15 protein-coding genes are annotated in these 20,847 nt (G+C 51.1%); all 15 read left to right on the top strand.

What is annotated here, in order from left to right:
* Window positions 1-3 precede the first annotated feature (3 nt).
* The 15 genes from DWZ67_RS04055 to DWZ67_RS03985 all read left to right on the top strand — a co-directional run bounded on the left by DWZ67_RS04055 (window position 4) and on the right by DWZ67_RS03985 (window position 20,815).
* The gene (locus tag DWZ67_RS04055) at window positions 4-1,293 is read left to right on the top strand and encodes a hypothetical protein (protein WP_120138171.1); all 1,290 of its coding nucleotides are present in this window, start codon (window positions 4-6) and stop codon (window positions 1,291-1,293) included.
* Between the two features lie 3 nt (window positions 1,294-1,296).
* A complete protein-coding gene (locus DWZ67_RS04050; protein WP_120138169.1) occupies window positions 1,297-2,244 on the top strand; it encodes a sirohydrochlorin cobaltochelatase in 948 nt (315 codons plus the stop codon).
* 69 nt (window positions 2,245-2,313) lie between these two features.
* Entirely contained in the window at window positions 2,314-3,828 is a 1,515-nt protein-coding gene (locus DWZ67_RS04045) for a PepSY domain-containing protein (protein WP_057087696.1), read from the top strand.
* 15 nt (window positions 3,829-3,843) lie between these two features.
* Window positions 3,844-7,758: a cobaltochelatase subunit CobN gene (locus DWZ67_RS04040; RefSeq protein WP_120138167.1), complete on the top strand. Its 3,915-nt coding sequence runs from the start codon at window positions 3,844-3,846 to the stop codon at window positions 7,756-7,758.
* A gap of 12 nt (window positions 7,759-7,770) precedes the next feature.
* The gene (locus tag DWZ67_RS04035; protein ID WP_087332496.1) at window positions 7,771-8,328 is read left to right on the top strand and encodes a hypothetical protein; all 558 of its coding nucleotides are present in this window, start codon (window positions 7,771-7,773) and stop codon (window positions 8,326-8,328) included.
* 33 nt (window positions 8,329-8,361) lie between these two features.
* The gene (locus DWZ67_RS04030) at window positions 8,362-8,967 is read left to right on the top strand and encodes a MotA/TolQ/ExbB proton channel family protein (protein WP_022401019.1); all 606 of its coding nucleotides are present in this window, start codon (window positions 8,362-8,364) and stop codon (window positions 8,965-8,967) included.
* 21 nt (window positions 8,968-8,988) lie between these two features.
* Window positions 8,989-9,321, top strand: coding sequence for a DUF2149 domain-containing protein (locus DWZ67_RS04025; RefSeq protein ID WP_005829376.1), 333 nt, complete (start codon window positions 8,989-8,991; stop codon window positions 9,319-9,321).
* A 115-nt stretch (window positions 9,322-9,436) separates the two neighbouring features.
* Window positions 9,437-11,506 carry a TonB-dependent receptor plug domain-containing protein gene (locus DWZ67_RS04020; protein ID WP_207888801.1) on the top strand — a complete coding sequence of 690 codons (2,070 nt, stop codon included), beginning with the start codon at window positions 9,437-9,439 and terminating at the stop codon, window positions 11,504-11,506.
* A gap of 34 nt (window positions 11,507-11,540) precedes the next feature.
* Window positions 11,541-12,365: a sirohydrochlorin cobaltochelatase gene (locus DWZ67_RS04015; protein ID WP_118696504.1), complete on the top strand. Its 825-nt coding sequence runs from the start codon at window positions 11,541-11,543 to the stop codon at window positions 12,363-12,365.
* A 209-nt stretch (window positions 12,366-12,574) separates the two neighbouring features.
* Window positions 12,575-13,474 (top strand): helix-turn-helix domain-containing protein, encoded by a 900-nt coding sequence (locus tag DWZ67_RS04010; protein ID WP_005836667.1) that lies wholly within the window; start codon window positions 12,575-12,577, stop codon window positions 13,472-13,474.
* Between the two features lie 99 nt (window positions 13,475-13,573).
* Window positions 13,574-14,983: a precorrin-3B C(17)-methyltransferase gene (gene cobJ, locus DWZ67_RS04005; protein ID WP_120138372.1), complete on the top strand. Its 1,410-nt coding sequence runs from the start codon at window positions 13,574-13,576 to the stop codon at window positions 14,981-14,983.
* A 99-nt stretch (window positions 14,984-15,082) separates the two neighbouring features.
* Window positions 15,083-16,351 (top strand): precorrin-6y C5,15-methyltransferase (decarboxylating) subunit CbiE, encoded by a 1,269-nt coding sequence (cbiE, locus tag DWZ67_RS04000; protein ID WP_119958416.1) that lies wholly within the window; start codon window positions 15,083-15,085, stop codon window positions 16,349-16,351.
* Between the two features lie 11 nt (window positions 16,352-16,362).
* Window positions 16,363-18,216 carry a precorrin-4 C(11)-methyltransferase gene (gene cobM / locus DWZ67_RS03995; RefSeq protein ID WP_120138163.1) on the top strand — a complete coding sequence of 618 codons (1,854 nt, stop codon included), beginning with the start codon at window positions 16,363-16,365 and terminating at the stop codon, window positions 18,214-18,216.
* A 32-nt stretch (window positions 18,217-18,248) separates the two neighbouring features.
* Window positions 18,249-20,144, top strand: coding sequence for a cobalt-precorrin-5B (C(1))-methyltransferase CbiD (gene cbiD / locus DWZ67_RS03990; RefSeq protein WP_120138161.1), 1,896 nt, complete (start codon window positions 18,249-18,251; stop codon window positions 20,142-20,144).
* Window positions 20,141-20,815, top strand: a complete 675-nt coding sequence (locus DWZ67_RS03985; protein ID WP_009038553.1) for an outer membrane beta-barrel protein — start codon at window positions 20,141-20,143, stop codon at window positions 20,813-20,815. Before cbiD ends, DWZ67_RS03985 begins: the two co-directional genes overlap by 4 nt.
* Window positions 20,816-20,847 lie beyond the last annotated feature (32 nt).

Genomic DNA, 20,847 nt, shown 5'->3' with positions numbered 1-20,847 from the left:
AAAATGAAACGACTAAATCTTTTATCCGGTATCCTTATGGCCATAGCCATGACCTTATCATTCAGTGCATGTTCCGACAACAACGATCCAGCCCCCACCCCGGATCCAGACCCGCAACCGGAACTTTCCGATTATCACTTTGATATTTTTATGACTATCGGCAAACACGGTGGTATGAACCAGGGTGACGGTACCATTGTAAAAAGTGTAAACAGCCTTACAGCAGATATGGAAGTCATTGACATAAAGAATGACGGTGTTGAGTTCAGAAGTGAAAATAACACTTATTCCATGGAAGCCATTGTCAAAGGGAAATACTATTATCAAGTGCCTAACTCAAACGACCGATTCACGAAATTGCAGGTAACCGGTAATTCCATCAAAATAGTCCAAGAACAAACATTTGTACAGAATACCTTCAAAGTACGCGGCTATACACATGCCTGGCTGGATGACCATACCCTGGTTATCATGGCAGCCAATGGTGATGCGGACAAAGTTATCTGGACCAAGCTGAATGCTGACGACATGCGTATCCTTGCCGAAGGAACACTGGACCTTCCTTTGCCAGAAAGAGCAAAAGTATTCACAGCTTCCGGCATTCTGACCTACAACGAAAAGGCCGGTAAACTATATTACTTCTACTTCGGTAAAGACAAATCAGGCAGAGGTGGAAAAGCAACCTCAAACTTCCTGACAGCAGTTATTAATCCCTCGAACATGAAGGTGGAAAGTAACAAGGTCAACACCCTTGCCGGAGAAATGGCGGGAAGCGCTTACGGAGAACTGATGCAAAGTTGCGTGATGTATGATGCAGACGGTAACCTCTACTTGGCTGCATTCACTGATGCCAATGACATGGAACAAGGTCATCTGCTCCGCATCAGGAAAGGTGAAACAGACTTCGATGCAAGCTATGAGGGATATCCCAACGCCGACGGTAAACTGCTCACCATCCAAAACCTGGGTAACGGTAAAGCCCTCGTGTATGCACGTAATGATGCAGCCGGTACTGCCATCGACAGTTACAGCCACTATTATTCTATCATCAACATCAATACCGGAACACAAGAACGCTTGAGTTATAACGGACAAGAAATACCTTACAGTGGCGGACGATTTGCACAACGCACCGCTATTGTAGACGGCAAGGCATACATCGGCGTTAATACAGAAAAAGCCAATCCTTGTATCTACATCTATGACATAGCAACCGGTAAAGTAGAAAAAGGCGCAGAAATTGCCGAAGGTTATTATTTCGATATGCTTAGAGCGATTGAAAACGATAAATAATCTATGAACAAGATTCTTTCTTTATTACTTTTACTAAGCACCTCCCTCCTTTGCCATGCGCACGGGGGAGGCAATTACGAGCACAGCGATATGCTTGCAAGTATGAAACCCGGTGACAAGGCCGCCCTGCTCATGGTGCACTTCGGCACTACGCATGACGATACCCGTGCCCTCACCATTGATGCCATCAACGCCAAGGCACAAGCTGCCTTCCCGGAGTTGAAGTTCCAAGAAGCCTATACGTCGCGCATCATTATCCGCCGCTTGAAAGAGCGCGGCACCACGAAGCTGACTCCACTGGATGCCATGCTGAAACTGCGCAGCGAAGGTTACACACACCTCATCGTGCAGAGCACCAACATCATTGACGGAGTAGAAATGGAATCACTCCTCCGGGATGTGGAAAGCGCACTGCCCTTCTTCAAGGAAATACGCGTAGGTACTCCCCTGCTCTACTCTATCGAAGATGCAGAGAAAGTGGCAAGTATTCTGGGGAACCGCTACAACGCCCCGGCACAAAGCAAGAAAGCTACCAAAGAACACTTCGTCCTTGTGGGCCACGGCACCTATACCCCCAGTACCGCCATCTACAGTCAGATGGACTATATGCTGAAAGCAGGCGGACTGACCAATTTCCATGTGGGCACCATCGAAGGTTATCCAACCTTTGACACCATGCTGGCACAACTGAAAGCCGGGAAAGCCAAACGTGTGACCCTCATACCCTTCATGTTTGTTGCCGGAGACCATGCCAAAAACGACATTGCCGGAGAGTGGAAGGAAATGCTCGAGAAAGAAGGCTTCACCGTCAGTGCACAACTGGAAGGACTGGGACAAATTCCGGAAATTCAAGAAATATTCATTGACCATATCCGTTTCGGACTGAAGCACCTCATGCTGGACATCATGACGAAGAAGGCGGCCTATGCTGCCGGAAAAGACACAGAATAATATACCCATTAGTGGGTATTTAGTGTTCTTGAATCATCTTGTACTTTTGCAGGAAAAACGCGAACGACAATGAATGTTATCACCAAACTGATGTACTCTATTCATAGGATACTGGGCACTTTGCTCTGTATCCTATTTCTCATGTGGTTCCTCTCCGCCTTCGTGATGATGTACCACCGCTTTCCCCGTGTCAGCGCCAAAGAGAAAATGCAAAAGCTGGATATGCTCTCCCAAACCGGAGACTCACTTCCGGACATCTCCTCCGTCACAGCCCGCCTGCCCCGTGGCGTAAAGGTCAGGTCTACGATACTGAACCTCAATGCCGGACACCCCGAGTTCAGCTTTAGTACCACAAAAGGCACGCTTCATTTCCTTGCCGATTCCACCATCTCACGACCCTCTCTGGACAGTGAACACCTGCACCGGACAGCAGCTTTGTGGTGTTCTTCTCCCATTACCCGTATCGACACCCTCCACTCTCTGGACCAATGGATTCCCTTCGCTGAACTGAAAAAGGAAATGCCCATTTATAAAATATACTTTGCCGACGATGCCGGGACACAGCTCTATCTGAGTTCACAAAACGGTGAGGCCTTGCAGTTCTCCAACAGAAGCGAACGCTTCTGGGCATGGCTGGGTGCCATTCCCCACTGGGTATACTTCACCTGGCTGCGGCAGGACACCGTCCTTTGGACTAAGACCGTCATCTGGCTCACAGCTCTGGGTTGTCTCATGGTCATTGCCGGCATTTGGGTGACCGTAGATGTATGGCGTAAGACGCACCGAAGCCGCCATCCCAAGTTCTCCCCCTACCGAAAAAGATGGTATCACTGGCACTACGTCAGCGGAATATTTTTCGGCATCTTCGTACTGACCTTCACCTTCAGCGGCATGATGTCTTTGGCAGACATTCCCGAATGGATTCATAAACCGGCACTGAAGAAAGGCAGTGCCACACGCACGCTCCATGCCCGTGCCCCACAACCGGAGGATTACCCCTTGGACTACCGCCGTGTCATAGCCGCCTATCCCCAAGCTTTGCAGATAGAGTGGCGCAACTTCCGCGAACATCCCTACTACATCGTAAAAGATAGAAAAAACGAGTATTACATCGATGCCGCCGACAGCCTGCCGCGTCCGTTACAACTCTCCGAAGAAGAAATCCTGAAAGGCGTGGAAAGCATTTATACCTCCCAGCGTGATTCTTCACAACATATCCCCGGCATACATATCTCCCTGCTCGAACATTTCGAGACCTATTATCGCGACATGAGCAATATGTATCGCGGACGTCCCCAGCTTCCCGTCTGGAAGATTACGGTGGACGACCCGGATCGGAGCGTTTATTACATTCACCCGGAAACGGGAATCATCCACCATGTAGACACCTCCTCCCGCTGGAAATACTGGAGCTATACAGCCCTGCACCGCATGCGTCTGCCCGGTCTGAACTCCAATGCCACCCTGCGCAAGACTGTGCTTTGGGTATTGCTGCTTGGAGGTACAGCCGTTTGCATCACGGGTGTGGCGTTAAGTGTGAATTATATAAGAAGAAAATGTTGTAAAAGACAAAAACGCTATTAACGAGAATAAACTTGTATGAATAAGAAAAGACTTGGAATATTCCTCGGCAGCATAGCCCTATTGATTGTCTGCAGCTTTGCGGCCTATCAGTACTGGCTTGCTCCTACACGTATACTTATTATCAACGCAACCCTGGCACAAGCTGCCGACATTGCCCTGAACAATGACTGCGCCCGGATAGAAGTCACCTGCATAAAAAAAGAAGAGGTGAAGGACCTTTCCGGCTATGATGCCATCGTGATGTACAGCAGAGGGCTATACCTTGACGACGGCCAGATTGCCGAAGTGGAACGGGTGGGTGCCAGCGGAGTACCGGTCTTTACGAATACGTTACGAAATTTCACCCTCTCCCTCAATCACAATGTTACCAATGAACAACAGCATACGCTACGGGAGTATCTCAAGAACGGCAACAAGCACAACTACCGGAATGCCTTACTCTACCTGCGCCACATCGCCACTCCCCACCGGTGGGGACACCAGGATTACGAGCCTCCCATCCCATTGCTGGAGAACATGTTCTACCACCGCGAATACGGCCGCTACTTCAGTACTCCGCAAGAGGTGACCGCCTATCTGAAAGAAAAAAATCTCTACCATGAGGACGGACGCAACCTTGCCCTGATTTCCGGACTCAACTTTCCGATGGAAGGAAACCGTGCCCACGTAGATTCCCTCATCACGTGCTTGACACAAGCAGGCTTCAATGTCTATCCTTTCACAGCCGGAGGTCAACCGCGTGCCGATATGATACGTACCCTCCATCCCGATGCAGTAGTCTACCTGCCTATGGGACGGCTGGGCAATGACTCACTCATCAACTGGCTGCACCAGGAAAACATTCCTTTATTCATGCCCTTCCCGCTGATTCAGCCCCACGAGGAATGGCTGGACCCGGATACCCCCGTCAGCGGTGGCACACTGACCGCCCGTGTAGTGGTGCCTGAGATAGATGGAGGCATGCTACCCCTCTGCATCGCTACCCAAAACGAAAACAAACAAGGATACTATCTGTACACCGCTGAAAATGAACGGATAGATGCCGTAGTGGACCATATTACCAAGTACATGTCCTTGAGAGACATGTCCAACAAAGAAAAGCGCGTTGCTATCTGTTACTTCAAGACTCCGGGAAAAGACGCCCTGCTGGCAAGCGGTATGGAAGTGATTCCTTCACTCTATAACTTCTTGAAACGCCTGCGTTCGGAAGGGTACGACGTCAGTGGACTGCCTGCTACTGTAGAGGAGTTCGGCAAGCGGATACATCGTGACGGTGCCGTCATGGGTTCGTATGCCAAAGGAGCACAAGAACAGTTTTTGAAAACGGCACACCCGATATGGCTTTCTACCGAGCAATACGAACAATGGGCACACGAAGTACTCCTTCCCGAGAAATATCAGGAAGTGACAGACAGATATGGAGATGCGCCCGGCAATCTGCTGGTAACAGAGGACAGTATTGCCATTACCTGCCTGCAATTCGGCAATATCCTACTCTTCCCCCAGCCCCGCCCGGCATTGGGAGATGATGAGTTCAAACTGGTGCATGGAATGCCGGTAGCGCCGCCCCACAGCTACCTGGCTCCTTATCTGTATATGCAAAAAGGATTCAAGGCAGATGCAGTGATTCACTTCGGCACCCACGGCAACTTGGAATACACGCCCGGAAAGAATGTGGCACAGTCGCAGGCCGACTGGTCGGATGTACTGATTGGTAACCTCCCCCACTTCTATTTCTATACCACCGGAAACGTAGGCGAGGGTATCATTGCCAAACGCCGGACACATGCCGTACTGGTCACCCATCTCACTCCACCCTACGTGGAGAGCGGTATGCGCCAACGCTATTTGGCCTTGCTCGAAGATATTCACAAAGTGCTGGACGAAGGTACCGAAAAACACCGAACCCTAGGAATAAGTATCAAAAAAGAAGCCATGCGTCTGGGACTGCATCGCGACCTCAACCTCGACTCCATCTCCAGTGACCCCTACACAACCAAGGAGTTGGAACGTCTGGATGCCTTCACCGAAGAGATAGCCAACGAAAAGATACTGGGTGCGTACTACACCATGAACGAGCCTTATTCTGACCGCGACCTGCTGACTACCACTCTCGCCGTCGCTGCCGACCCGCTGGCATACGAAACGGCCCGCAAGGACCGCGATAAAGGCAAAATCACCACAGAGCAGTTACAAGACTTCACCTATATAGCCCACCACTACTTGCCTGCCGCCAGGAAAAGACTGACCGCCTTACTCCAGAATCTGCCCAAGGATACTGCATCTGTAGCACCGGAGCTTCGCCCCGCCCTACTCTATCGCGAACAGTTGCTTGCCTCCCCCGTCAACGAACAGAATGCCATGGTGCGTGCACTCAGCGGAGGAACCGTATTCCCTGCGCCGGGAGGTGACCCCGTACTGAACCCGAACGTTCTGCCCACCGGACGCAACATGTACAGCATCAACGCCGAGAATACTCCCACCCCAAGGGCTTGGGAAGATGGAAAGCGATTGGCAGAAGCGACTTTAAAACAGTACATCAGCAAGCACGGCGAATATCCTCGGAAAGTAAGCTATACCTTCTGGGCAGGCGAATTCATCAATACGGAAGGAGCCACGCTGGCCCAAGTATTCTGGATGTTGGGAGTAGAACCCGTACGCGACGACCAAGGTAGAGTGGTTGACCTGAAACTGGTGCCCAGTGAAGAACTGGGGCGTCCGCGTATCAATGTGCTGGTGCAAGTGTCCGGACAGCTACGCGACATAGCCGGTTCCCGCTTGAAACTATTGACCGATGCTATACGTCTGGCATCGGAAGCCGGAGATGAGACCTATCCCAACTATGTGGCATCGGGTACACTGTTGCAGGAGAAATTACTGGTAGAAAAGGGAACTTCCCCCAAACGTGCCCGTGAAATGTCTGTGATGCGTGTATTCGGACCGGTCAACAGCGGATACAGTACCGGTATGATGGCCTATACCGAGCACAGCGGTTCGTGGGAAAGCGAAAAGGAGATAGCCGAAGGATACCTCAACAATATGGGGGCCTCTTATGGGGACGACGGAAATTGGGGAGACGTCCAGGAAGGTTTGTTTGCCTCGGCACTGTCCGAAACGGATGTTGTCATCCAGCCCCGTCAAAGTAACACGTGGGGCCCCATCTCCCTGGATCATGTATATGAATTTACGGGTGGACTCTCGCTCACCGTCAAAACCGTGACCGGTAAAGAACCGGATGCCTATATGGCAGACTACCGCAACCGGACTAACCGCCGCATGCAGGATGCCAAAGAGGCCATTGCCGTAGAGACACGTTCCACCATCTTGAACCCTACCTTTATACAAGAGCGGATGAAAGGCGGGGAAGGTTCGGCACAGATGTTCGGCGAAATCTTCCGCAACATCTTCGGCTGGCACGTCATGCGTCCGTCGGCCATGGACAAAGAACTGTTCAATGACTTGTATAGAATGTATATAAAGGATGAGAATAAGCTGGGCATTCACGAGTACTTCCTCCGTGTCAATCCCGCCGCATTCCAGGCTATGACAGCCGTCATGCTGGAAAGTGCCCGCAAAGGTTATTGGAAAGCATCCGATAAGCAACTGAAAACCACCGCCTCCCTACATGCACAAATCACACGCGAGAAGGGTGCCGCCTGCACAGAGTTCGTTTGTGACAATGCCAAGCTCCAATCGTTCATTGCCGACCAGTTGGACAATAGCGAGAAGCAGACCTATACCCAGAACATGAAGGAGGTACACGAAGCATCCGCAACCGATGGCAAGGATGTCGTACTGAAAGAACACAAACTGACTTCCGAACAAACGGTACGTAAGAACAGAGTGAACGGAGTGATTGCAGGCAGTCTTGTCGTCATCACCTTCATCGGACTGGTCGTACTGTTGAAGAGAAGGAAAAAGAATAAATAGAAACAGAGTATTATGGAATACGTCATTCATCTGTTAGCCCTATTCATTGCCCTCAATTTTCTATTAAAGGTGGGGTTCTATCCACGCTGGGGAATGTGGACGGTTGCCGCAGGCTGTGCCTTTTTTGCGTGGCTGGTGACTCCATGGATGACGGAACAGTCCAAGACCGTGGTGGCAGCTTTCTTTGCCTCCCGTCCACAGATGTTGAACTTGTCGGTATGTGTCACTCTGGAAGCCGCCGTAATGATAACTTTCTGTTTCGACTGTTTCGCAGAAATGCGTACCCGCAACACGGCCTTCAAACAAGCGGTCACCCTCTTCCTGAAGTTATACCCCGGCATACTGATAGGCGGAGTAATATGCTATGTCCTGGCACTGCTGCTTTTCACTTTTCCCGGAATAGATTTCGGCAGTCTCTCATGGATAGCAGCCGGTGTTACTTTCTTTGCAGTTTGTGCTGGGAGCCTTCTGCTGCGGCATGCTATCGGTGATAAACCACTGCGCTTGGAAGTACTGTTCATTGTTAATATTTTCATTGTTATATTGAGCATCATTGCTACGGGCTATTGAAATAAATTAAAGAATTAAAAACTAAAAAGATATATGGAAACAATCTCAAACACACTGTTCTGGATTTCAAACGGGCTGCTGGTTCCCGTCGTAGTCCTGCTGCTGCTATTCTTTCTACGTGCCATTATCCTTGCGGGAGGTTTCTTCGGCGAGTTCTACCAGCGGATGAAATTACAGAAGCAATTCACTGAAACACTGGAGAACATCACCCCAGAGAATATAGACGGACTGCTGCAGCAACTCCCATCGGCAGGCAACTCCCCTCTCCTCCGCAACTTGTCCAAATTGTCCGCACACTGGGACGACGCTGCCTACTGCGAACACCTGCTTGCCAACTATGAAATGGAAGCCGAGAAGGAGTTGGGACGTTCGCGTACATTCATCAAACTGGGTCCCATGTTGGGACTGATGGGTACCCTCATCCCGATGGGTCCCGCACTGGTGGGGCTGGCACAAGGAGACATCTCCTCCATGGCCTACAATATGCAGGTGGCTTTTGCCACTACAGTGGTAGGGCTGGTCATTGCTGCTGTCGGCGTCATTACCCTGCAAGTGAAACAACGCTGGTATGCCCGCGAAATGAACGACTTGGAATATCTGTACAAAGTGATAAGCCGCCAAACGGCCGAAAAGGAATAACGGACTAACGATACGAAAACTATGAAGAGTAAGAGAAACAGATTACTGCACAGCGATTCGGACTCCGACCCCATGGGTACGGTAGCCAATCTTTTTGACGTAGCGATGGTCTTTGCCGTAGCCTTGATGGTGGCTCTCGTCTCCCGCTTCAATATGACGGAGATGTTTTCTAAAGAAGACTTCACCATGGTGAAGAATCCCGGAAAGGAAAATATGGAAATCATTACCAAAGAAGGGCAGGAAATCAAGAAATACACTCCCAGCGAAGACCAAAAGACCTCCGGTAAAAGAGGAAAGAAAGTGGGAGTTGCCTATCAGCTTGAAAATGGAGAGATTATCTATGTGCCGGAATAAGGGAATACAGTACCTATTAATAGCTATTTGGCCATCGCAGTATAACAACTATTAAGTATTTCACCCTCCGATAATGGTATGTACATTTGCAGCGTTATATAAAATAAAACAATATATGATAAAGCAAAGACTTCTCACAGCTCTCCTTATGGGAGGAATCATCGCCACCGGTGCCTATGCACAAGCAGAAAAAGGTGACAGCGACGATATGACCAAGAAAACTCACGAGTTGAACCCGGTCGTAGTAACGGGTACGGGTACACATCAGCGACTGAAGAACACTCCGTCTCCGGTATCGGTTATCACTGCCAACGAAATAAAGCGTGCCGGTATCACCGACTTCCAGCAGGCCTTGACCATGATGGTACCCTCGCTCTCCTTCCGTCCGAACGCGATGGGTTCCTATCTGATGATGAACGGACTCTCCAACAAGCACGTACTGATATTGGTGAACGGACGCAAGGTTACGGGAGATATCACCGGTAACATCGACCTCAACCAAATAGACATGACCCGCGTCAAGCGCATCGAGGTGCTGAACGGAGCCGCTTCTTCCCTTTATGGTTCGGATGCCATCGGCGGTGTAATCAATATCATTACCAACGAGCCTAAAGATGTGGTAGCCTTCAGCAGCAATAGCAGCTATACGAGAAAGAATCAATTCTCCCAAGGCTTGAATCTGGACATCGCCCAAGGAAAAATAGGGTCCTACACTTCCTATAAATACGACCACTCCGACGGTTGGCAAAACAGCCGTCTGACAGAAGACGGAGAAGACATCATCGAAACGATTGCCCCGCTCTCCCTGGGCTACAGCTCGAATAACTTTTCGCAGAAGTTTACCTATGATGCTACGGAACAGCTTTCCTTCTATGCCAACGGTGGATACTACAACCGCGGACTCGAACGTCCGGTAGAACGCGAAGACATCACCGGCGGAAGCAAGTACAACACTACCTACGAAGGTTACAACTGGGGGGCAGGCGCCAAATACAAACTGAGTAAACGCAACGTTATCCAGTTCGACTATTCAGGAAACAATTACGCATCACGCTACAAATACCTGATAGAAAACAGCGGATACCTGCCCGGACAGTATGCGCTTACCAAGCTTCAGAAATTCCATGATGCCGAGTTGAAAGGTATCTTCGGTTTTACAACCAACAGCACTACGGTGTTCGGTGTAGACTATCGCCGTGAAGTACTCCGCCGTCCCGACTCCGATTTGGACAAAAGTGTCTATACGACATCAGCCTACGGCCAGCATGAAGTGAAGCTATGGAACCATCTGACCGGTGTTGTGGGTGTACGCTACGACCATCACGAACAGACGGGCGGACGCTTCACCCCCAAAGTGGCAGCCATGTACAACATAGGCAACTTCAATGTACGTGCCACCTATGCTGCCGGATTCCGCGCTCCGGGAATTGACGAGCTCTACTACCACATGTTCAAGAAGACAATGGGTACACGAGCCACCATCTCATTGGGTGACGAGAACCTCGACCCCGAACGCAGCAACTATTACTCCATCAACATGGAATACCGCACCAACCGTTTCAGTGCTTCCGTCACCGGCTATCTGAACTATGTAAAGAACATGGTAACTTCCAAATCCACTAAATTCGATGACCTACCGGAAGCAGAGCAGAACCAGTTGCGTGAAGAGTTCCCCGAAATCGGTGACCTTTCATCCACGAAAAACCTAAGTGTCAAGAACTACTTCAATTTCGAGAAAGCTACCGTCAAAGGCTTTGAAGTGAACTTGAACGGCAATCTGTTCCCGGGCTTCACCCTGGCCGGAAACTATACCTACGCCTATGGACGCGGTCTGAACGAAGGAGGCGAATGGCAAAACATCGAACGCAGCATACGCCATACAGCCACCATCACCGGAAACTATACACACAGCTGGAGCGACTATACCTTGAACCTCAACCTGAACGGTCGTCTGCAAAGCAAAGTCTACTATCCAGGCGACGCGGACGGCAATGCTCCGGGCTACGGCATCTGGAACCTCAATACCCGCCATACCTTCGACGGCTTCCGCAACTTTGTCATCGAACCGGGCATCGGCATAGACAATATCTTCAACAAGAAAGACAACCGCCCGCTGAACAAGAACTTCGCCTTGTATTCTCCGGGACGTTCGGTAGTAGTCAGCCTGGCACTCAGACTAAAATAATTTCTCCATAACGCTTTTAGAAACAACAACAATTATGAAACATTTTTTCATCACTCTCTATTTACTCGGCATCAGCCTCTTCTCCTCCGCACAACAAGAGGAGAAGGCGGCTCTGCTCATCACCCATTATGGCAGTTCGGACCCTCAGACACGTGCCTTGACGCTCGACGTCGTGACCCGTGAGGCACAAGAAGCCTTTCCGCAGTTTACAGTGCGCGAAGCATACATCTCGCCGATTGTACGAAAAAGACTTGCCAAAGAGGGCGTGTACAAAGACAGCCCTACGGATGCACTGCTGAAACTTCGCGCCGAAGGCTACCGGACCATCTACGTCCAGAGTACCACCTTGATAGAAGGCAGTGAGATGACCTCCGTCCGCAGGGATGCAGACAAGCTCCGTCCCTTCTTCAAGGAGATAAAAGTGGGGAATCCCCTGCTCTACTCCGTCGAAGATTGCGAGAAGGTAATCGACATACTGACCGCCGAACAGCCGGGAAAGAAAGAAGACATTGTCTATGTGGGGCACGGCAACCAGCTACCCAGCACGGCTACTTACGCCATGCTCGACTTCATGATGAAAGCCCATGGACTGAAGAACTTCCACGTCAGCACCATTGAAGGATACCCTACCCTGGACGCAACCCTGCTGCAACTGAAAGAGACACGCCCCAAGAGCGTGACATTGGTTCCGTTGCTGTTGGTATGCGGCAACCATACCAAGGAAGACATTGCCGGCGTGTGGAAGACGGAACTTGAAAAGCAAGGCTATCAAGTGAATGTACGCATGCAGGGACTGGGCGAAAACAAAGCCATCCGCCAGCTCTATATGGAACACATCAAAGCCATGCTAAAAGATTGATAACCAGCAAGCGTAAAAGGGCTACACCTTTTACATACCAAGGCTACACCCTTTGCTCCGGATGGCTACACCATCCCGGACAAAGGGTGTAGCTCTTTTCTATGTACACAGATTACGGACATTTGTAACCATATTACGGATTCCTCCTCCTACGATATGGAACTTTCCGGATTATTCTCTACATTTGTACAAAACTAACAGGAACGTTTATGGAAGAAGTAATCAAGCTCAATGCTGTAGACCAATACAACAAGATGTTCGGTCTCGAAACCCTGCATCCGCTGGTCAGCGTAGTCGATTTGTCCGAAGCCACCGGATATCCCAGGCATTTCACCTTGAACTATGGCGTATACGCCCTTTTCCTCAAAAACACCAAATGCGGAGACATACGCTATGGAAAACAGTATTACGATTACCAGGAAGGCACGGTAACCAGCTTCGCCCCGGGCCAGGTGACCGAGGTCAACATGCTGGAAGGTATGCAGCCCAGCGCCTCCGGCCTGCTGTTCCACCCCGACCTGATAAAAGGCACCTCGCTGGGACAGGGAATAAAGCAGTATTCCTTCTTTTCCTATTCCTCTACCGAGGCACTGCATTTGTCCGAAGACGAGAAAGAAATCTTCCTCGACTGTCTGAAGAAGATTAAGATGGAAATCCAACGCCCCATCGACAAGCACAGCAAGGGTCTGATTGCACGCAACATCGAACTGCTGCTGGACTACTGCATGCGTTTCTACGAACGCCAGTTCATCACCCGCTCGGCAGCCAACAAAGACATCCTGATGAAATTCGAAGCACTGATAGACGACTATTTCCAGAGCGACAAACCGCAGACCGAAGGACTGCCTTCCGTGAAATACTTCGCAGACAAAGTGTTCCTCTCCTCCAACTATTTCGGAGATTTGGTGAAGAAGGAAACCGGAAAGACGGCGCAGGAATATATCCAGAACAAAATCATCGACCTGGCCAAAGAAATGATTATAGGAAGCGGGAAGACAGTCAGCCAGATTGCCTATGAGCTGGGATACCAGTATTCGCAGCACTTCAACCGCGTGTTCAAGAAGAACGTAGGCTATACTCCGAGCGAATACCGGCACTTACAGGTTTAGACAATAAGGATTCACCACAGATTACGCGGATTAGCGCAGAGTTTTTTCGGTTTCATCAAATATAAGTTCTATCTTTGTATGCCAATAGAACATATGGATATGAAACACCCCAAAATAATTGTTGCCGGCATCGGACCGGGCAATGAATCGGATATGACTCCCGCCGTAATTTCCGCTTTGCAAGAATCAGATGTAGTGGTGGGATATAAGTATTATTTCCAATTTGTAATCCCTTATCTCCACCCCTCAACAGCATGCATAGATACCGGCATGAAGCGTGAGCGCGCCCGTGCCGAGCAGGCTTTCGAGCTGGCGGAGCAGGGAAAGACGGTCTGCGTCATCAGTTCCGGGGATGCGGGCATTTATGGTATGACGCCGCTTGTCTACGAGATGAAGCGGGAAAGGAACAGCGACGTGGAAATCGTTTCGCTGCCGGGCATCAGCGCTTTCCAAAAGGCAGCCTCACTGCTGGGAGCTCCCGTAGGACATGACTTCTGCGTCATCTCCCTTTCGGACCTGATGACTCCCTGGGAGCGTATTGAAAGACGTATCACCGCAGCCGCTGCCGCCGACTTCGTGACGGCAGTCTACAACCCCAAAAGTGAAGGACGCTACTGGCAGCTTTACCGCTTGAAAGAACTCTTTCTGCAGGAAGGACGCTCACCGGAAACACCCGTAGGATATGTACGCCAGGCAGGACGCCCGGAACAAGCGGTACACATCACCACGCTGGGAGATTTCAATCCCGAAGAGGTGGATATGTTTACAGTCGTATTGATAGGCAACTCACAGTCCTACGAATGGAACGGAGCCTTCATCACTCCGCGCGGCTATTACCGGGACACGAATACCGAAGCCACGGGCATCGGGCAAGACATCATGATTCGTAGTTTCCGTACCATCGAAAAGGAACTGAAGAACAAGCATATTCCCCTCGACCATAAATGGGCTTTACTCCATGCCATACATACCACCGCCGATTTTGAAATGGAGCATCTGCTGCATACGGACGAAGGTGCCGTGGCTTCCTTGTATCAAGCCATCGAGAAAGGCGAAATCAAGACCATTGTCACAGACGTCACGATGGCAGCCAGCGGTATCCGCAAAGGAGCTTTGCAGCGGCTGGGCATAGAGGTGAAATGTTACCTCGGCGACCCGCGCACGGCGACGATGGCTGCAGAGAAAGGCATCACCCGTACTCAGGCAGGCATCCGCCTGGCTGTGGAGGAGCATCCCGATGCTTTCTTTGTATTCGGCAATGCACCTACGGCACTTATGGAACTCTGCGACCTGATACGTAAGGGCAAGGCACATCCGGCGGGCATTGTTGCCGCACCGGTAGGCTTTGTGCATGTGCAAGAGTCCAAACACATGGTGAAACCCTTTACGGAAATACCCAAGATTATCGTAGAAGGACGTAAGGGAGGCAGCAACTTGGCTGCCACGCTGGTGAACTCCGTGTTGTGCTACAACGATGCGGAGCAGTTGCGCCCGGGCAGGGATGTGTAAGTGAAAAAAGACATTCCATAACATTACTTGTTACGACCGATAACATTACTTGTTATGCCCCTTTACATTACTTGATATTTTCATAAGATTACCCGTTGAATGAAACACAGATTTATAATCATAGGAATGGATGACAACCGTTCCCCCTTCTTTCCACCGGAAGCACTGGCGCAGATACGGAAGGGGAAGGTTTTCTCCGGTGGCATACGGCATAAGGAGATTGTCGGTCCTCTGCTGCCTGCCGGGGCCGAATGGATTTCCATCACCGTGCCGCTGGACCGCGTCTTTTCCCGTTATGAAGAAATATTTACCCGCTTCGAAGAGACGGCTACGGACGACTCCATCATTGTATTCGCGTCCGGTGACCCGTTGTTCTTCGGTTTTGCCAATACCATAAAGCGCAAGCTTCCCGAGGCAGACATTCTGCTCTATCCCGCTTTCAATTCCTTGCAGACATTGGCACACCGCCTCGTCATGCCGTATGACGACATGCGCACCGTCTCCCTGACAGGACGCCCCTGGCAGGAGTTCGACCGTGCCCTCATAGAGCGTGCCCCCAAAATAGGCATCCTCACCGACCGCGAACATACCCCGGTCACCATTGCCGCCCGCATACTGGAATATGGATACTCTCACTACACACTATACATCGGCGAGCATCTCGGCAATCCCGAAAAGGAACGCATACGCCGGATGACACCCCAGGAAGCGGTTGCCGGCGACTTCGAACATCCTAACTGCCTGCTGCTTGTCAGCCATCCCAGGCAATGCCGCACAACCTCCCTGCACGGCAGCGTACAAGCTCCGGACTTTCCAGTCCGTCCCTTCGGCATCCCCGATGAGAAGTTTGCACATCTTGACGGACGCGCCCGCATGATAACCAAGGCCCCCATCCGCCTGCTCACCCTGCAGGCATTGGAACTGAACCGCCGCCGCGTCTTCTGGGACATCGGTTTCTGTACCGGTTCCGTCTCCATCGAAGCCCGCTTGCAATTCCCCCATCTCGCCGTCATCTCCTTTGAGATACGTCCCGAAGGAAAAGAGCTGATGGACACCAACTCCCGCCGCTTCGGCGCGCCGGGCATTACGGCGGTAACCGGAGATTTCCTGCACACCGACCTCACTCCCTTTGCCCGTCCCGATGCTGTCTTCATCGGCGGACACGGCGGACACCTGGAAGAAATGATAGAGAAGGTGAAACAAATGCTGCACCCCGAAGGTTGCATCGTCTTCAACTCCGTATCGGCAGAAAGCAAGGAGGCGTTCCTCCGAGGAATCGAGCGGAACGGAATGGTGCTCCACCCTTCCACCCATATCGCCTTGAACGAATATAACCCCATTGAAATTATGAAAGCCACGCTTTCTTAAACATACCCATTATGAAAACAGCTATTATTCTAATCTCCGAAGCCGGTTTGAGCATAGCCCAATCACTACTCAACGAACTTCCCGACTCCGAAATCTTCACCCTCAGGCACGAAGAGGGATGCACACATATAGAATCCGCCGGCAAATTTACGGCGGAAAACTTCAACCGCTATGATGCCTTTGTCTTCATTGGCGCCATGGGAATCTGTGTCCGCACCATCGCTCCTTGCGTGAAGAACAAATATACCGACCCTGCCGTGGTTTGCGTGGACAGTACCGGTAAATTTGCCATCTCCGTACTTTCCGGACACATCGGAGGAGCCAACGAACTGACCCACCAGGTAGCGAATATCCTCGGGGCCGAACCGGTAGTCACCACGCAAAGCGACTGCACCGGTCTATGGGGACTCGATACCCTGCCCCAACGTTTCGGGTGGTTTCCGGTCATCAACGCCGAGCCCTCCACCCTCCTGTTGGCAGAACTTGCCAAGACGCCCGAAGAGAAAAAAAGAGTATGCATGAACGAGCATATCAGCCTCTTCGTTTCCGGCAAGCCCACCGCCCTGCTGCTCACGGTGCGCAATGAAGGCACGGACTGGATGGAGGCGCACCTGCCGCCTCATGTAGAAGTATTCTACCGGGTGCAGGACATTAAACCTTCACGCTTCAAACTGATTCTGTGCGTATCTCCCCAAGTCCCCAACTTCCCGGAAATGCCTATGATATGCTACGTGCCCTGTGTCGTACACCTCGGCATCGGCCTTGCCCGGCTGGCAGGTCCCGTGCGGAAAGTGGAGAAAGAGATTATGAACACACTGAAGGAATACGGCATCATGCCCCAAAGCATCGCCTCCATCTCCACGATTAAAGCCAAAAGTGACGAACCGGTAGTGAAAGCGCTCCAAAAGAAGTTCCCGGTCTACTTCTATACAGCCGAGGAACTGGCAGAGATAGAGGTGCCCCATCCCAGTAAAACCGTCATGAAGCACATGGGTACCCCCAGCGTCAGCGAAGCCGCCGCCTTGCTGAGTGCAAACAACTCCCGGCTGCTGGTGCCCAAGAAGAAAGGAGAGAACTATACCGTGGCCGCCGCCCTCGACATAAGAACTGTGCGCCAGGGCCACATCGAAATAGTGGGTGCCGGCCCGGGCGACCCGGACCTGGTTTCCGTACGCGGACGCCAAATGCTGGAACGCGCCGACCTCATTCTGTATGCCGGCAGTCTCGTTCCCAGGGAGCTGACTCTCTGTGCCAAGGCTGGAGCTACCGTACTCAGCTCCGCTTCCATGGATTTGGAGGAACAATTTGAAGTGATGAAGAAGTTCTATGACAAGGGAAAATTCATCGTACGCCTGCATACGGGTGACCCATGTATCTATGGTGCCATTCAGGAACAGATGAACTACTTTGACCAGCACGGTATGAGCTACCACATCACCCCCGGCATATCCTCCTTCCAGGCGGCAGCAGCTGCCTTGAAGTCGCAGTTCACCATTCCGGAAAAAGTGCAAAGCATCATCCTAACACGCGGCGAAGGACGCACGCCCATGCCCGAACGCGAAAAGCTACATCTCATGGCACGCTCACAAAGTACCATGTGCATCTTCCTCAGTGCAGGCATTGCGAAGCAGGTGCAGGAAGAGCTGTTGCAGGAGTATCCGGAAACTACCCCCGTAGCTGTCTGCTACCACTTGACATGGAAAGACGAACAAATATTCAGGGGGGAACTCAAAGACCTTGCCAGGATAGTGAAGGAAAATAACCTCACCTTGACAACCATGATTGTCGTAGGCGAAGCCATCGGCAACCGCGAAGGTCTGTCACGGCTCTATGCACACGAGTTCAAGCATCTGTACCGGAAATAAATCAACGATTAATCACCCATAACCATTCAAACATGATATTAATATTTGGCGGAACCACCGAAGGACGCATAGCCATCCAAACCCTTGAAGAAGCCGGAAAAACTTTCTACTATTCTACCAAAGGGGATGAGCAGGACGTACTTCTGCATAATGGCATCCGCCTGCAAGGCGCGATGGATGCAATAGAAATAGAAACATTCTGTGCACAGCATCACATAAAGCTGCTGATAGACGCCGCACACCCCTTTGCCACACAGTTGCATGAGACTCTGGAACAAGTCTCCGTGAAATCGAATATCCCCGTCATCCGTTTCGAGCGTATCTTCCCGGAACGCGATGAAGAACACATCACCTGGTGCAGGGATTATGATGATGCCATCGAGAAGATACAGAAAGAAAAGATTTTCATCTTACTTGCACTGACCGGCGTACAGACCATAGGTAAGCTGAAGCCTTTGTGGCAGAATGCTTGCTGTTACTTCCGCATCCTCGACCGTGACAGCTCGCGCAAGCTCGCCCGGGAACAGGGCTTCTCCGAGAAGAACCTCTACTACTACACGCCCGGAGAAGACGAGCAAGTCCTAATGAAACAGCTTCATCCCGAAGCCATCCTCCTCAAGGAAAGCGGGATATCCGGCGGATTCTGCGAGAAGGTGGAAGCTGCCCGGCAACTGGGTATACGCATCTTTGCCATCCGCCGTCCCGAGACATCCGGCAAGTTTATCTGTGTAAACGGCGAGCATGGCCTGCGCCGCATAGTCGAGAAACATTTACCCGACTTCTTCCCCCTGCGCAGCGGACTGACCACCGGAACATGTGCCGCTGCTGCTGCCGTAGCCGCCACCTGGGATGTATTCAATATCTACTTCAAAAAGCGTCCTACGGAATTTCCGGTAGTCCTTCCCAACGGAGAAACCATCCAGGTTCCCGTAGAGCCTCAGCACCATACTCCCCACTCCGACCTTCTGGAAAACGGTGACGGCATGTTCGAGACAAGCGCTACCGTCATCAAGGATGCCGGCGACGACCCGGACATCACCAACGGGATGAAAGTTGTGGCCAATATAGCCATACCTTTCCGCATAGACGACCCGCTGCCGGAAGACACTCCCCAGGACGACTACAACATCATCATCTGCGGCGGCGAAGGCGTAGGTGTCGTCACCATGCCCGGTCTGGGACTTGAGCTCGGTAGCTCTGCCATCAACGATACCCCGCGCGAAATGATAAAGAAGAACGTCAAGCTATGGCTTGAACGCCTCCATATTGCCAAACAGCCCAATCCTATTCTCATTACCATCTCCATCCCCGGTGGAGAAGAGATAGCCAAACGCACCTTCAATCCCCGCCTCGGTATCGAAGGAGGCATTTCCATTATCGGGACCTCCGGCATCGTGAAGCCATTCTCCTCGGAAGCCTTCGTCAATTCCATCCGGAAGTCCATGGAAGTGGCAAAGGCAACCCGGAGCCCTCGTATCGTCATCAGCTCCGGCGCAAAGAGCGAACGTTTCATCAAGGCGTATTATCCCGACCTCCCCACCCAGGCTTTCGTGCATTACGGCAACTTTATCGGCGAAACCTTGAAAATAGCAGCCGAAGAGCAAGTACCGCACGTCACCCTCGGCGTGATGATGGGAAAGGCCGTGAAACTGGCCGAAGGCAATCTGGATACCCACAGCAAGAAAGTGACCATGAACAAGGTATTCATCCAAGACCTGGCACGCCAGACGGGATGCAGCGAAGAAACACTTGCCGCCATCGGACAGATGAACCTGGCGCGCGAACTCTGGGACATCATTCCCGAAGAGCTGCTGGAAAAGTTTGGCAAGGCACTGATTAAGCTCTGTCACCGGCACTGTGCCCCCTTACTGCCCAATGGCGAACTAACAATATTACTCATAACCGAAAACGGAAAAATTTACTCATGAAGAAGAAGATAATCATTACCGTCTGTATGGCAATGACCGTACTGACCGGTCTGGCACAAAGCCCGCTGTCCTTTCATGCAAAAGCAGGAATCGGTACCTCCCATTTTCATGGAAAACACTCCAGTAGTGACACCCAAATAGCTTACAAAGCTGGTGTCGGTGCAGAATATGTCCTCAACAAGACCTGGGTGCTGCAATCCGCATTGGAGTTCGTGTCCATCGGCGGTAAAGACGAGATAAGCCACATCGGCAAGGCCAAAATGCATGAACTGTATCTGCAAATCCCCCTCATGATAGCGGCCCGCCTCCATCTGGGCAGGGATTATCATGCCTCGCTGAGCGTCGGCCCTTATGCGGCCATAGGCGTGGCAGGCAAGACCTCCGGCGAGACCTACGATTATAGCAGCAGCAGTATGCAGGGAGGATACCAGTTCAAGATAGACACTTTCGGCAGTATGGTAGACGGGAAAATGGGTAACAACCGTTTCGATGCAGGTATTGCCCTGGGACTTACTTTTGAATACAGAAGATTCATCATCGGTGCAGAGACACAAGTGGGACTGGTAAAAGTCAATGAGCAGATAAACCAGATGATAGGTCATTCGGAAGAAGGAGGATATTTTCCCAAGAACTTCGCCGCATTCTTTACGCTGGGGTACCGGTTCTGGTAAGGGAACATTTTGCCATACAGAGTTGTTTAGTA

It is taken from the genome of Bacteroides sp. AF34-31BH (genome assembly GCF_003602795.1).
In the GTDB taxonomy this organism is placed as follows: domain Bacteria; phylum Bacteroidota; class Bacteroidia; order Bacteroidales; family Bacteroidaceae; genus Bacteroides; species Bacteroides uniformis.
Note: the sequence above shows the minus strand (reverse complement) of the source record. Positions and strands in the feature narration are given on the sequence as shown.

Coding starts and splice junctions, on each gene's coding strand:
- DWZ67_RS04055 (WP_120138171.1), top strand. CDS start 4: ATGAAACGACTAAATCTTTTATCCGGTATCCTTATGGCCATAGCCATG.
- DWZ67_RS04050 (WP_120138169.1), top strand. CDS start 1,297: ATGAACAAGATTCTTTCTTTATTACTTTTACTAAGCACCTCCCTCCTT.
- DWZ67_RS04045 (WP_057087696.1), top strand. CDS start 2,314: ATGAATGTTATCACCAAACTGATGTACTCTATTCATAGGATACTGGGC.
- DWZ67_RS04040 (WP_120138167.1), top strand. CDS start 3,844: ATGAATAAGAAAAGACTTGGAATATTCCTCGGCAGCATAGCCCTATTG.
- DWZ67_RS04035 (WP_087332496.1), top strand. CDS start 7,771: ATGGAATACGTCATTCATCTGTTAGCCCTATTCATTGCCCTCAATTTT.
- DWZ67_RS04030 (WP_022401019.1), top strand. CDS start 8,362: ATGGAAACAATCTCAAACACACTGTTCTGGATTTCAAACGGGCTGCTG.
- DWZ67_RS04025 (WP_005829376.1), top strand. CDS start 8,989: ATGAAGAGTAAGAGAAACAGATTACTGCACAGCGATTCGGACTCCGAC.
- DWZ67_RS04020 (WP_207888801.1), top strand. CDS start 9,437: ATGATAAAGCAAAGACTTCTCACAGCTCTCCTTATGGGAGGAATCATC.
- DWZ67_RS04015 (WP_118696504.1), top strand. CDS start 11,541: ATGAAACATTTTTTCATCACTCTCTATTTACTCGGCATCAGCCTCTTC.
- DWZ67_RS04010 (WP_005836667.1), top strand. CDS start 12,575: ATGGAAGAAGTAATCAAGCTCAATGCTGTAGACCAATACAACAAGATG.
- cobJ (WP_120138372.1), top strand. CDS start 13,574: ATGAAACACCCCAAAATAATTGTTGCCGGCATCGGACCGGGCAATGAA.
- cbiE (WP_119958416.1), top strand. CDS start 15,083: ATGAAACACAGATTTATAATCATAGGAATGGATGACAACCGTTCCCCC.
- cobM (WP_120138163.1), top strand. CDS start 16,363: ATGAAAACAGCTATTATTCTAATCTCCGAAGCCGGTTTGAGCATAGCC.
- cbiD (WP_120138161.1), top strand. CDS start 18,249: ATGATATTAATATTTGGCGGAACCACCGAAGGACGCATAGCCATCCAA.
- DWZ67_RS03985 (WP_009038553.1), top strand. CDS start 20,141: ATGAAGAAGAAGATAATCATTACCGTCTGTATGGCAATGACCGTACTG.